This is a genomic window from Kribbella sp. NPDC056345, assembly GCF_042262745.1.
Classification (GTDB): domain Bacteria; phylum Actinomycetota; class Actinomycetes; order Propionibacteriales; family Kribbellaceae; genus Kribbella.
Window position 1 is genome coordinate 1 of the sequence record NZ_JBHJQQ010000018.1, and the last position, 13132, is coordinate 13132.

At 68.6% G+C, this 13132-nt stretch carries 11 protein-coding genes; 8 read left to right on the top strand and 3 right to left on the bottom strand.

Translation table 11 applies throughout. The features are described from left to right. Window positions 1-229 (bottom strand): nuclear transport factor 2 family protein (locus ACFCV3_RS37895; protein ID WP_376039011.1); only part of this gene is annotated, 229 nt, incomplete at its 3' end. 78 nt (window positions 230-307) lie between these two features. On the opposite strand from ACFCV3_RS37895, the gene ACFCV3_RS37900 reads away from it, so the two are divergent. After that, window positions 308-1102 (top strand): MerR family transcriptional regulator, encoded by a 795-nt coding sequence (locus ACFCV3_RS37900; protein ID WP_376039014.1) that lies wholly within the window; start codon window positions 308-310, stop codon window positions 1100-1102. 65 nt (window positions 1103-1167) lie between these two features. On the opposite strand, the gene ACFCV3_RS37905 is transcribed toward ACFCV3_RS37900, so the two are convergent. Next, on the bottom strand, window positions 1168-3210 hold the full coding sequence (locus tag ACFCV3_RS37905; protein WP_376039016.1) for a YhgE/Pip family protein: 2043 nt from the start codon (window positions 3208-3210) through the stop codon (window positions 1168-1170). Then, window positions 3210-5909: an MMPL family transporter gene (locus ACFCV3_RS37910; RefSeq protein ID WP_376039019.1), complete on the bottom strand. Its 2700-nt coding sequence runs from the start codon at window positions 5907-5909 to the stop codon at window positions 3210-3212. Before ACFCV3_RS37910 ends, ACFCV3_RS37905 begins: the two co-directional genes overlap by 1 nt. Before the next feature lie 122 nt (window positions 5910-6031). Here ACFCV3_RS37910 and ACFCV3_RS37915 point away from each other — a divergent pair, with 122 nt between their 5' ends. The 7 genes from ACFCV3_RS37915 (at window position 6032) to ACFCV3_RS37945 (ending at window position 13126) form a co-directional block, all read left to right on the top strand. After that, a complete protein-coding gene (locus ACFCV3_RS37915) occupies window positions 6032-6682 on the top strand; it encodes a TetR/AcrR family transcriptional regulator (RefSeq protein ID WP_376039021.1) in 651 nt (216 codons plus the stop codon). 89 nt (window positions 6683-6771) lie between these two features. Further along, window positions 6772-7911, top strand: a complete 1140-nt coding sequence (locus tag ACFCV3_RS37920) for a VOC family protein (protein ID WP_376039023.1) — start codon at window positions 6772-6774, stop codon at window positions 7909-7911. Next, window positions 7908-8849, top strand: coding sequence for a fumarylacetoacetate hydrolase family protein (locus ACFCV3_RS37925; RefSeq protein WP_376039026.1), 942 nt, complete (start codon window positions 7908-7910; stop codon window positions 8847-8849). The genes ACFCV3_RS37920 and ACFCV3_RS37925 overlap by 4 nt, the downstream gene beginning before the upstream one ends. After that, complete coding sequence (locus tag ACFCV3_RS37930; protein WP_376039029.1) at window positions 8846-9223, top strand: DoxX family protein; 378 nt, start codon at window positions 8846-8848, stop codon at window positions 9221-9223. The genes ACFCV3_RS37925 and ACFCV3_RS37930 overlap by 4 nt, the downstream gene beginning before the upstream one ends. Then, window positions 9220-10749, top strand: coding sequence for a bifunctional 3-(3-hydroxy-phenyl)propionate/3-hydroxycinnamic acid hydroxylase (locus ACFCV3_RS37935; RefSeq protein WP_376039031.1), 1530 nt, complete (start codon window positions 9220-9222; stop codon window positions 10747-10749). Before ACFCV3_RS37930 ends, ACFCV3_RS37935 begins: the two co-directional genes overlap by 4 nt. Continuing rightward, a complete protein-coding gene (locus tag ACFCV3_RS37940; protein WP_376039032.1) occupies window positions 10746-11651 on the top strand; it encodes a hypothetical protein in 906 nt (301 codons plus the stop codon). Before ACFCV3_RS37935 ends, ACFCV3_RS37940 begins: the two co-directional genes overlap by 4 nt. Window positions 11652-11713: 62 nt before the next feature. Beyond that, complete coding sequence (locus ACFCV3_RS37945; RefSeq protein WP_376039034.1) at window positions 11714-13126, top strand: hypothetical protein; 1413 nt, start codon at window positions 11714-11716, stop codon at window positions 13124-13126. The last annotated feature ends 6 nt before the right edge of the window (window positions 13127-13132 follow it).

The following is a 13132-nucleotide window of genomic DNA, read 5'->3' on the forward strand; positions in this document are numbered from 1 at the left end:
CGACGCGGCGGGCGCCGATCTGCTCGGTGGTGTACTCGAACTCGGCGCCGGCGTCGCGCAGGAACGCGTGCACCTCGTCGCGGCCCCGGAAGGTCTCGTTCTGGTCGACGATCACAACGTCTTCGACGAGGAACGACGAGGCCGTGTCGGCGTCGTGCACGGTGCTCGCTGCGAGGAAGTCGCGGACCGTGGTCGGGAGGGTGTCTGAGCGGAGATCGGTGTGTGTCATGTCGTCACCGTGCGGCCTCGCGGCGCAGGAGGGTCAAGCGTTGGACCCTCCCCCAGGGGGAGGCTCCACACTGGACGCGTGCTGACCATCGGGGAGTTCTCGCGTCTGACCCACCTGAGCGTGCGGACCCTGCGCCGCTACCACGAGGGGGAGCTGCTCGAGCCGGCCGTCGTGGACGAGGCGACCGGCTACCGCTACTACTCCGTCGAGCAGATCCCGACCGCGCAGGTCATCAACCGGCTCCGCGAGCTCGACGTCCCCTTGAGCGACGTGCAGCAGATCCTGCGGACGCCGGACCCCGGCGTCCGGTCGACCCTGGTCGCGGGTCACCTGCGGCGCTTGGAGGCCGAGTTGGACCGCACCCGGGCCGCGGTCACCTCGCTGCGCCGCCTCCTGCAGCCCGGCCCCGCACCGATCGAGGTCGAGCTACGCGCCGAATCCGCCCGCGAGGTCGCGGCGGTTGAGGCCGTCATCGGCCACGCCGACGTCGAGGCGTGGTTCGCCGGCGCGATGGCCGAGCTGGAAGCGGCCGTGGGCGCAGCTGTGACCGGTCCGCCGGGGGGTACCTACGACAACTCCCTGTTCGAGGAGGGCCGCGGTCGGGTGCTGGTCTACCTGCCGACTTCCACCCCGCCGCGCATCGGACGGGTGCACGCCGTGACCCTGCCCGCCGCGGAACTGGCGGTGACCACCCACGTCGGCGAGCACGAGGGCGTGGACGTCACCTACGGCGAGCTCGGTGCGTGGGTCGTGGAGAACGCGATGTCGGTGGCTGGGCCCGTGCGGGAGGTTTACCGCGTGGGGCCCCGGGATGTGAGCGATCCGGCCGCCTGGCGCACGGAGATCGGGTGGCCGGTGTTCCGCGTGACATGAAGACTTGTGGACAGTGGACCGCCGTCCTGGCCGATGTCCGTCAATGATCACCTCGTCCGCGCTGATCAGAACGTGGTTGCGGCGGCGAGGCGGAGGCGGTGTGGTGTGAGGTAGCGGCGGCGGTCGGTGACGATGATGGTGAGGAGGGTGCCGATCGCCAGCCAGGCGGCGAGTTCGACGGTGCCGTTGGCCAGGCCGGGGCTGTCGGTGGCTACGGCACGCAGGGCCAGTACGGCGCCGTGTGTCGGCAGGTAGCCGGCGAGGCTGTAGAACGGGGACGGCAGGGGCGACACCGTGCCGGTCGCCGCGGCGAGGAGCAGGATCGCGAGGGATGCGATGCGCCCGGATCGGCCGAAGATGGCGGTGGCGGCCTGGTTGAGAGAGACGAAGGCGAAGGCTGCGAGCAGGGTCACGCCGAGGAAGGCCACGGTCCGGCCGAGGCCGAGGGCCAGCACCGGTACGGCGATGGCCGTGATCACGACTGCGGCGAGCGCGGCGGCTGTCGCACCGGGGATCGCGGCGCGGATGATGATGCGCCAGGTCGGTTCGCGTGCGGTGAGTACGGCGTCCGGGACGGCGCGGGTGACGATGTAGGTGGCAAGTGCCAGCGCCCAGAGCGCCAGCGCGGCGAACAGTCCGAGCGCGAGTGGTCCGGTCGAGTTGGTGTTCACAGTGGCGGTCGACGGGTTGGCGGCCACGGTCTTGAGGTGATTGCGTTCGTCGGCGGTGTAGGTCGGCACCTGGTTGCGGCCCTTGTTCAGCTCGGCTGCCAGTTGCTGTGCACCGGTGTTGACCTTGCCGACACCGGTCGACAGTTGCTGAGCGCCGGTGGCGAGCTTTCCGGCTCCGGTGGCGAGCTGAGCGGCACCGGTCGAGAGCTTCTGCGCGCCGGTGTTGACTGCTGCCGCGCCGGTCGCCAGTTGACGGGCGCCGGTGGCCGCCGAGGCGATCCCACGGGTGAGGGGCACGGCCTGCGCGGCCAGTTGACGGTTGCCGTTGGCAACCTTGCGTGAACCGGTGGCGAGCGCCTGCACCGAGTCCCGGATCTGTACGGCGTTCGCCCGGATCCGTGCCTTGGTCGCGTCGATCTTGGCCGCGGTCACCGTGAAGTCACGTGAGGCCTTGGCCAGCTGCCGGCAGAACTCGGGGTCACCGCCCTTCGCGCTGCACTGGCTTGCCAGCCGCTGGAACTTGGCGGCGTCGGCCTTGGCCGACGGTACGGCGTCCAGCGCGGCGATCACCCGATTGGCGAGCGGAACGACCGTCGAGGCGATCTTCTGGTTGCCTTGAGCAACCTGCTCGGCGCCGTCGGCGAGCTGTTTGGTGAGCGTGGGCAACTGAGCAGTGTCACGCTCGGCCTGGGTGAGTCCCTTCGAGAGTTGCGAGGACCCCGTGGCGAGCTGCGACGTACCGGCCGCCAGTTCTTTGGCGCCGCTGGAGAGCTGGGTCGCGGCCGTCGACAGCTGGCCGGCTCCGGTGGCGACCTGTTGTGCGCCCGGGACGAGTTGCTTCGTGCCGGCTGCGAGTTGGGTGGCACCATCGGCGGCCTTCCCGAGCTGGCCGTGGATCGTGGTGAAGCCGACGTAGATGTTGTCCAGGTAGGTCTGGACCACTTGCTGGTCGAGGGACTGCTGGGTTGCCCGCGCGACCTGCGTGGCCAGGGCCGGGTCGGCGACTCCCGCCGTACTGGAGGTCTCGACCTCGATCACGCCCTGGGTCGCGTCCAGCGGCTTGCCGGTGGCTGCTGAGGTCGCCTTGGCGGAGAAGTCCGCGGGAATGGTGACCACCGCGGCGTACTTGCCGTCGGCCAGGCCTTCTTCGGCGTCGTCGGCATCCGTGAGTGCCCAGTTGTACGGCGATTCCGTGCTGTTCATCAGGTTGCCGGCCAGGGTCCGGCCGAGTGGGATGGTCTGCTTGCCGACCTTGACCGGCTGGTCGTTGTTGACGACCGCCGCGGTCGCGGTGTCGTGGTTGCTGTCCGGTGACCAGAAGGCCCAGGTCAGCAGACCCATGACCAGGATCGGTACGGCGATCAGCCCGGCCCAGGTGCGCCAGGTCAGCGGGCCGGCGTCGGGCATCCGCGCGGAGTTGGCGAACGGCTTGAACATCAGTGAACCTCCGCGGGCTGGTTGGCCTGCCCGAACAGTTGGGTGGTGGCGGGGAGCAGGTCCCGGATCCGTTCCGGGTCCTGGCAGCTGACGACGAACGACGCGTCGCGGGCGAGCACGTCGCGCAGCGCGTCGCGGGCGTCGGTTCGCAGTACGACGTCGACGTCGTCGAGCAGGACGAGTTCGACACCGTCCGCGAGTGCGGCGGCTGCCGCGGCACCGGGGTCGGTGACCTCGCGGCACCGGATGACATGGACGGCGCGACGGAGGGCGTGACTGTGCTGTGGAAGGACTCGCCCGAGCACCTTCAGATCGCCCTTGTGCTTGGTGACTCGGCCGGCCAGTGTGAAGAGCAGTGCCGTCTTGCCGACCGATCCGTAGCCGTGCAGGACAAGCGTCGTACCGCGTGGCACGTGCAGCTCGACGCCTCGATAGATCGGGTGGCCGCGGTCGTCGTCCAGGCTGAGTTCGTGGGCGCTGATCACCTCGTCGGGCCCGCCCCAGTCGGCCAGCCGCAACTCGTGGACCAGCGAGTCACCCTCGGCGTCGAACACCGGCAGCATCCGGTCGAGTTTCGGCGGCAGGCCCCACGCGCGTTTCCCGAGCAAAGCCAGCACCGCCGGTACGAGCGTCATCCGGACGACGAAGGCGTCGACGAACACCCCGATCGCGAGGCTGAACGCGATCGGCTTGATCGTCGCGCTGCCTTCCGGCACGAAGGCGGCGAAGACGGCGAACATGATCAGCGCGGCGGCCACGACTACTCGTGACGCGGACACGAAGCCGGACTCGATCGCCTGGTGCGGGTCACCGTGGTGGACGTAGTGCTCACGGATCCGCGAGACCAGGAACACCTCGTAGTCCATCGCCAGCCCGAACAGGACACCCATCAAGATGATCGGCAGGAAGCTGATGACGCTGCCGGTATGGGCGACGTGCAGCGTCTCGGCCAGGTGGCCTTGCTGGAAGACGAATGACGTCGCGCCGAACGCGGCGCCGACCGACAGCAGATAGCCGAACGTGGCCTTGAGCGGAACCCAGGTCGAGCGGAACACCATCGCGAGCAGGATCAACGAGAGGCCGACGACCAGAATCCCGAACGGGACAAGGGCCTGGCCGAGCTTCGCGGAGACGTCGATGCCGACCGCGGTGATTCCGGTGACGGCGGTTCGTGTTCCGTACGTGTCCAGGAAGTGCTGCTCCTGGCCGCGGAGCCGCTTGACCAGGTCCTCGGTCTGCGCGGAGTCCGCGGCGGTCGTCGGGACGACCTGGATGATACCGGTGTCGCCCTTCGGGTTCGGTGTCGCGAGCGGTACGGCGGCGACGCCGGGCATGGTGCGGATCTCCGCGGCGATCTTGTTCACCAGCCCGACCGGGTCGGTGCTTTGGATGATGTCCGCGGTCACGATCAGCGGTCCGTTGTACCCCGGTCCGAAGTGCTCACTCACGACCTCGTAGGTCACCCGTGCGGTCGAGCCCTCCTCCTCACTGCCGTTGTCCGGCAGGGCGAGGCGCAGGTCGGCGGCGGGGATGGCGCAGACGGCCAGGCCGACGATCGTGATGACAACGGTGAGCAGCGGCGCCTTGGTCGCCGTACGGACCCAGGCCTTCGCGATCTGCGGCTTCGGCAGCCGCAGCCGCCGGCGGGCCTTCTGGGCCTTCGGTGGTCTGGGAGCACGCGGCCGGAGCCGTTTGCCGGCCATAGCCATCAGGGCGGGAATCAGCGTGACCGCGATCGCCACCGCGAACGCGACAGCGACTGCCGCGGCGATGCCCATCGTGGTGAGGAACGGGATCCCCGCGACGGTGAGGCCGAGCAGGGCGATCACCACGGTGAGGCCTGCGAAGATGACTGCCGACCCCGCGGTCGCGGTAGCCCTGGCCACGGACTCCTCGACGTCGAGTCCTTCGGCGAGCTGGTCTCGATGCCGGGACAACAGGAAGAGCGCGTAGTCGATACCGACGGCCAGGCCGAGCATCACGGCGAGCATCGGCGCCGTCGAGGAGATCGGCGTGACGACGGTTGCCAGATAGATCAGCCCGACCGAGATGCCCACGCCAAGCACCGCGGTAGCCAGTGGCATCACCGCCGCGATCATCGAGCGGAACATCAGCAACAGCACGATCAGCGCGATGCCGAGTCCGATCCCTTCGGTGGGACTGAGCTTCGGCACCTTGTTCGAGAACGCGTCACCGCCGGTGTAGACGTGCGCGCCGTCGCCGACGGTGGTCGCCAGGTCGTTGGCGATGCCGGTCAGGTGCTCCTTGGTCGACGGTTCGACCTGTGCGAGATCGACCTTCAGAGGTACGGCGATCAGCGCGGCGCGCCCATCTCCCGACACTGCGCCCGAGACGCCGGACCCGAACGGGTTCACCACCGTCGTGACCTGGTCGACCTTCTCGATCCGCTCGACCGCCGAGGCCACCGCGGTCCGCGTCGACGCCGTACTGACCTGCTGCCCGTCCGGTACGACGAGGACCAGTTGCGCCGACGTACCGCTCACCTCGGGGAAGACCCGGCCGAGGTGGTCGAGCGCGTCCTGGGACTCCGAACCCGGGATGCTGAAGGCGTCGTCCGTGCCGTGGTTGAACACCACCGCGGCGCCGCCGGCGGCGGCCAGCACGAGCACCCAAACGGCGACGACCAGCACCCGTAGCCGAGCGGCGGACCGCCCCAGCCGGTAGAGGAACGACGACACGGAGACTCCTCGGATCAGGCCTCACGCAATGGATTGACGATATCGTCACTAGCGAGGCAAATGTCAGCCTACCTCGAACTGACGATATCGTCACCTATGACGAAGCATGTACGCTGGCCGGCATGGCAGCCGACCCCACGCCAGGGCCGAACCGTCTGGAGCGTCGCAAACTGCGCACCCGGACGGCGCTCGTGCGCGCAGCTCAGACCTTCCTCGCCGACGGCAACCTGAATGTTCCGATCCTGGAGATCACCAAGGCGGCCGATGTCGGGATGGGCTCGTTCTACAACCACTTCCAGACCAAAGAGGAGCTTTTCGAGGCGGCTGTCGACGATGCGCTGGAGGCGCACGGCGCTGTCCTGGATGCGCTCGGCGATCCGTCGGACGACCCGGCCGAGGCGTTCGCTCGGAGCTTTCGGCTGACCGGGCGGTTGCACCGGAAGGCGCCGCAACTGAGCCGCGTACTCCTGCGCGGCGGCACCGAACTGATCACCTCCAGTCGCGGTCTGGCGCCGCGCGCGATCCGCGACCTCCAGGCGGCGATCGATGCCGGCCGCTTCGCCTCGCACGACCCGGAGCTCGCGGTCGTCATCGCCGGTGGAGCCCTGCTCGCCCTCGGTCAGCTCCTCCTCGATCGCCCCGAGCGCGACGATGCCGCCGCCACCGACCAGATCGCCGAAGACCTCCTCCGCATGTTCGGCCTGCCGCCCGACGAGGCTCGTGCGCTCACCCGGTCTCCGCTCCCGAGCCTCGACGACCTTCCCGCCGACTGACCCTGTTTCTGACGAATTCGTCAGAAACATTGACTGATGAGGTCCTCATGAGTGAGGATTTCGTCAGTTGATGGCTTGGGAGGCGAATCGTGGAGCGTTCGGTCAAGGACGAGAGCCACCGCAATCTGCACAGTGAGTACGGCGCCGTGCGCGGCGAGCATCCGGGCCGGGTGCGGAATCCGGTGATCAAGGTCGAGGACCTGGCCTGGCTGGAGTTCGAGAAGCCGGACCTCGATCGCGCCGAGCGGTTCGCGCGGGCCTTCGGTTTCGGTGTCGCGGCGCGAACCAGTGCGGAACTGCAGCTCCGCGGCTCCCGGGCGGGAGCTCCGTGCGTCCTGATCAGGCGCGGCCCGAGGTCACGGTTCGCCGGCCTCGCGTTCTCGGCGGCAGATCCACAGGACGTCCTGCGCTTGGCCGAGGCCACCGGCAGTCGTCCACAAAAGCTGCCGGACGGCCTCGGCGGGATCGGTGTCGAGCTGCGGGATCCCAGCGGCGCGCTGGTCCGTGTCGTCAGTGGTGTCCACATGCTGACGGAGATCCCGTCGCAGTCGCCGCCTGCGTTCAACTTCGGCTCGGAGGTCCGGCGTACCAACGCGACCCAACGCCCGGCTCGGCTGCCGGTGACGGTCGAAAGGCTCGGTCATGTGGTTCTGCAGAGCACGACGTTCCGCGAGACCTTGGACTGGTACCTCAAGCACCTCGGCCTGATCGTGAGTGACTTCCTGTACCACGAAGGGCGTCGTGACCGCGGTCCGGTGATGGGCTTCGTGCGCTGTGATCGCGGGAGCGTCGCGACCGACCATCACACGATCGCGCTCACGCTCGGTCCGCGCGACCGGTACGTGCACTCGGCGTACCAGGTCTCGGATCTGGACGCGCTGGCTGCCGGCGGTGAGTATCTGCTGGACCAGGGGTATCGCCGGTCGTGGGGGATCGGCCGGCACATCCAGGGCAGCCAGATCTTCGACTACTGGCGCGATCCGGACGGCTTCCTGGTCGAACACTTCACCGACGGCGACCTGTTCGACAACACCCTGGAGCCCGGCTGGGCGCCGATGACGGTATCTGGCCTGGCCCAATGGGGGCCGTCGGCAACGAAAGACTTCCTGGGCATCGGGTTCGGCCGGGAAACGCTCGGCGAACTCGGCTCCATCGCGGCCGCCCTGCGATCCGAGAACGAGTTCGATCTCGCGCGCCTGCGCGGTCTGCTGAAGGTGGCGGCGTCATGACCGTATCCGTCCTGCGGAGCGACGACGCCTGGTGGGTCCAGACAGCAGCGGGTGCGGCGAGGATCGACACCGAGGCCGTCACCACCGCCGAACTGCTCGCCGATCGTGGCGCCGTCGACGCCGCCGCCACACCCGGCCGGCCGGTCGTACCGGTCGATCGATTGACCCTGCGATCGCCGATCACCGCGCCGTGCCGGGTGGTCGCGCAGATGACCAACTTCCGATCGCACATCACGGATTCCGGAATGAATCCCGACACGGTCCCGCTGACCTTCTTCCGGAAATCGTCCGGTTCGCTCAGTGGGCCGTTCGACGACATCCGCCGCCCTGGTCACGTCTGCTTCCTCGACTACGAGGTCGAGATCGGTGTCGTCATCGGGACGCCGATCCCGGTCGGCACCGCGATCGACGAGCGCGACCTCTCCCGGTACGTCGCCGGTCTGGTGGTCACGAACGACGTCAGCGCCCGAGATGTGCAGTTGCCGAAGACGCAGTTCTACGAGTCGAAGTCGTACCCGACGTTCACGCCGGCCGGGCCGGCGCTCGTCCTGCTCGATGCCGCCGAGCTCGGGAGATTCGCCGATCTCCGGCTGCGCCTCACGGTCAACGGCGAGGCGCGGCAGGACAGCGTCGTCGGGGCAGACATGGTCTTCCGGCCGGCTGCGGCACTTCAGGCACTGGCCAGGTTCCAGCGGCTCGATCCAGGGGATGTGCTGCTGACCGGAACCCCGGGTGGGACCGCACTCAGCGCACCGGCCAAGCCGGTGGAGCTCCTCGGCTCGTTGTTGCCACCCGCGCTGCGATGGAAGGTGTTCTTCAAGCGCCAGGCAGGTAACCGGAAGTACCTGCGCGCCGGTGATGTCATCGAGGCGGGTGTGGGCACGGACGACGGCGCGATCGTGCTCGGCACGCAGCGCACGGTGGTGAGGGACGCGTGAACGCCGATCCGCTGTGGCCGAGGTACACGCTTTCGGTCATCGGGTTCGTGCTGATGGCGATCCTCGGCTCGCTCGGTGCCGCGAAGGTGGCCGCCGTACCGGCGATGCGTGCCGCGGCTGCGCATGCTCGCCTCGGTGTCAGCGCCTACCGGCTCATCGGCGTCGCCGAGCTGGCTGCCGTGGCCGGGTTGCTGCTCGGCCGGTGGTGGCGGTTCGCCGGCATCTCCGCCGCGATCGGCATCCTGGTTCTGATGGCCGGTGCAACGGCCGTTCACCTGCGGAATCGGGATTCCGCTGTGCGGTTTCTGCCCGCGATCGCGACCGCGACGCTGACCATCGCCTATCTCATCCTGCTCGGCGGTGTGACGCCATGACCGGCCGGGTCATCGTTGTCGGTGCCGGCCCCACCGGAGTTGCCGTCGCCACCTTGCTTGCGTCCTACGGTGTCGAAGTCCTGGTTCTCGAGCGATGGGCCGAGGTGTATTCCCAGCCGCGGGCCGTGCACCTGGACGACGAGGTGTACCGAATCCTGGGCTGGGTCGGGGTCGCGCGCGAGTTCGCGCGGATCTCCCGGCCTACGCTCGGACTCCGGCTCGTGGATGGGCAGCATCGGACGATCGCGGAGTTCCGGCGGCACGAACGCACCGGGCGGCACGGGTATCCGGAAGCCAACCTGTTCGACCAGCCGGACCTCGAGGTGCTCCTGCGTGCGAACCTCGCCAACTGCCCATCGGTGACGTTCCAAAGCGACGTCGAGGTCACCGCAGTGCGGCAACTGACAGCCGATGCGGTCCAGGTCGACCTCCACGATCGGACGACGGGGCAGGTCGAGACGCTGACAGCGTCGTACGTACTGGGTTGTGACGGCGCGAACAGCCTCGTACGCCGCGCGATCGGTGCTCGTTTCCGGGATCTCGGGTTCGATCAGCGGTGGCTCGTCGTCGATCTCGACATCGATCAGGAACTGGGCCATTGGGACGGTGTGCATCAGTTGTGCGACACCGGCCGTGCCGCGACCTATCTGCGGGTCGGCGCCCGCCGGCACCGCTGGGAGTTCCGGCTCGCGGACGACGAGGACCAGGAGGATTTCCGGACGCCAGGCGCGCTTCGGTCGATCATCGGGCCCTGGTTGCGAGCTGCCGATGACGACCGGATCGACATCGTGCGGGTGGCGTCGTACACGTTTCGTGCCCAGGTCGCCGATCGATGGCGGGACCGGCGCATCTTCCTGCTCGGCGACGCGGCGCACCTGACGCCGCCGTTCATCGGTCAGGGCCTCGGTGCCGGGATGAGAGACGCCGCGAACCTCTCCTGGAAGCTCGCCGGTGTCCTCGACGCGCGGCTTCCCGAGCAAGTCCTCGACACCTACCAGCAGGAACGACGCCCGCACGCGATCCACATGATCCGCCTGGCCAAGGCAGTCGGCGCGATCATGACCAACGGCGGCCGGACGGGTGACGTTCTCCGGCGGCTCATCGCACCGCGGTTGTCGCTCGTCCCTGGGCTGGCGGCCCGCGTGCTGTCCAGCGAAACTCCGCGCCTGACCCGGACGGGCCTGGTACGGCGAAGTCGTTGGTCCGGAGGCGTCGTGGGGACCTTGTGCGCGAACGCGCCGGTCGGTATCGAGCAACGCCTGGACGACCATGCGGCCGGCCGGTTCGCGCTGCTCACGACGCAGCACCTGACCGCGTTCCAGCGAGCGGAGGCGGTGGCCTTGGGCGTCGTCGTCCTCGAGACGAAGCCCAGGGATCGGCTGCACCATTGGCTGACCCAAGGCCGCCGTACCAGCGCGTTGATCCGACCCGACAGCATCGTCATGCTCGCTGCTGACACCGTCGACGACGTACTCCTGGCTGCCTCCGCTGTGATCCGCCGCCGCCGGCTGGTGGCAGTTCCATGAAAGGCATCCTGGCACTCGTTGCTGCCGTTGTGGCCTGCCTCGGCGGATGCCATGCCGGAGCCGGCACTGAGGCTGACAAAGCGACGCCGGCGCCAGGCCCGTCCCTGATGACGGTGGCTGCAGCCGACGCCGGCGTTCGGTGGGCTTCGCGCGCGAAGGCGCAGATTGCTCCCGGAACGCAGGTCTACACCGGCGATGGGCAGTGCACCGCGAACTTCGTCTTCATCGACAAACTGAGGAACGTCTTCGTCGGGCAGGCCGCCCACTGCGCCGCGCGAGGCTCCAGCGAGGAGACGAACGGCTGCCGAGCCGACAGCCTGCCCCTGGGGACAGCCGTCAGCTTCCGCCGCGGCGGATCACCGGTTTCGACCGGTGTCCTCGTCGGACGTGGCCGCCTGGTCTACAGCAGCTGGATCACCATGCGGCAACGCAACGAGTCCGACAGCGCGGTCTGCGGTCACAACGACTTCGCGCTGGTGAAGGTCGATGCCCGGTACCTGAAACTGGTGAATCCGAGCCTGCCGTTCTGGGGCGGGCCAACAGACCTCAGCACGTCGGGGAGTGCCTCCGGTGATGAGGTCTTCAGCTACGGCAACTCGAGTCTGCGCGCCGGCCTGGCCGCCCTGTCTCCCCAGCAAGGCGTCCTCGAGTCGGCCGATCCGGCGGTCCGCGGATGGGCCCACACAACGACCTCACCGCGCCCCGGTATCCCCGGTGACAGCGGCAGCGCCTACCTCGACGCCAACGGCCGTGCGCTCGGCACCTTGTCCACGCTCGGCCTCTCGATCCCCATCACCAACACGATCGGCGACCTGAACCACGAACTGACCTACGCCCGCGCCCACTCCGGTCTCGGCAACCTCCGCCTGGTCCTCGGAACCGAGCCGTTCACCGGATCCTGAGCGGACCGCGTTGCTCGCGACCTGAACCGTTCGTAGCCCTCGCTGCTGCTACGTTCGCGGCCATGCGCGCGCTGGCTCGGATCGTTGTGGTGATGGCACTGCTCGTCGTCGGCGGTTGCAGTACGGGGGACGCGTCGTCCCCTGGGTCGAAGAGGTCTGTCGTGCCGCCGAATCCGGATCGCGATCTCGGCACGGTGCTGGCTGCGCTGAGTCGCATCGATGCCTGCCTGCTGGTCGACCCGGCGCGCGCCAAAGTACCCGGCTTCGCGGCTGGTCAGCCGTTCGCACAGTCGTCGCCGTCGACCTGCGTGGTCCGGAACGACCGGGCGGGATCGGTGCAGGTCGACCTTTTGACTCCTTATCTCAAGCGGTGGCTGGGTAGCGAGCGGCTGGTCCTGGGTGGGGCGGTCGGCTACCTGCTGCGGAGCGGAAACTGCGAACTGGTTGTCCCGGTCAGTTTCCGGTTCGCGATCAAGTTCGCAGATCACGGTGCGCAGCAGCCTTCCAAGGTGACGTGCGGCCTGGTCCGTGCGTTCGCCGCCGCCGCCGTTCCACTGCTGGAGAAACCGGCGGTCTCCGGGCCGGGCCGCTGGGATGCGTGTGGCCTGTTGGGACGAGCGCTCGGCATGGAGCGGTCGCCGTACCCTCAGGCGCTCGATCGGTGCGAGATGACCGGTAAGGCTCGGCTTCAGTTGCAGTACGAGGTGGTTGCGTTCGATCCCGAGGACTACCGCGAGCGGGTGACGATCGGAGACCGGATCGCTGGACTGAAGCCGTCGGGTGCTGAGTGCGTGCTCACGATGGACCAGGGGCCAACCGGACTTCAGCCCCCGCGCCCGGCCTTCCAACGCATCGTCCTGGCAGCTCCGACCTGCCCGGAAGCGACGAAGCTCGCCACCGCCGTGGCCGATCTGCTCCGCACGCCGCGACCACCCAGCCCGGTCCAAGCGCCGCTGTACTTTCGCCCGAACGAGCCGGAGCAGGCCGCTCCTGGCGGATGTGCGTTTGTCGAGTTCCGTGTGGATTTCAAGGACTGCGAGCCGTACACCTCCGCAGACAGACCGAAGGCCGCCGAACTCCACTCCAAGGCCCAGGCTGACCCTCACGTGCTCTGTGCGATCGCAGCCGAGCCGGTGCGCGAGCGGTTCGGCGAGCGACTGAAGCCGGTGGTCGCCGGGGGCCGTTGCCATTTCCTCGAGGGCGGCGAACGGCTGAAGCTCGTGATCAGCAGCTCGGGCGATACCTTCCAGGCCGATCCGCAGCGGGCGCTGACCATCGCCGGACGCTCCGCCGAGCGGAGCCGCGGTTACGGCGACAGCCACGTCTTCCGGATCGGCTTGGCCGAGAAAAGTCAGCTCTCCATTGAGTACGACTTCTACACGACCAAGGAAGGGCCGACACCGGCCCCCGAAGACGCAGCCGTACTGGCCAAGCTCGAATCATTGGTCCCGGCCATCGTCCAGCAGCTGAACTGAGGCGGT

Bases quoted from the DNA above. Each gene is read 5' to 3' on its own strand.
- ACFCV3_RS37905 (WP_376039016.1), bottom strand. From the start codon at position 3,210: ATGTTCAAGCCGTTCGCCAACTCCGCGCGGATGCCCGACGCCGGCCCG.
- ACFCV3_RS37915 (WP_376039021.1), top strand. From the start codon at position 6,032: ATGGCAGCCGACCCCACGCCAGGGCCGAACCGTCTGGAGCGTCGCAAA.
- ACFCV3_RS37925 (WP_376039026.1), top strand. From the start codon at position 7,908: ATGACCGTATCCGTCCTGCGGAGCGACGACGCCTGGTGGGTCCAGACA.
- ACFCV3_RS37935 (WP_376039031.1), top strand. From the start codon at position 9,220: ATGACCGGCCGGGTCATCGTTGTCGGTGCCGGCCCCACCGGAGTTGCC.
- ACFCV3_RS37940 (WP_376039032.1), top strand. From the start codon at position 10,746: ATGAAAGGCATCCTGGCACTCGTTGCTGCCGTTGTGGCCTGCCTCGGC.
- ACFCV3_RS37945 (WP_376039034.1), top strand. From the start codon at position 11,714: ATGCGCGCGCTGGCTCGGATCGTTGTGGTGATGGCACTGCTCGTCGTC.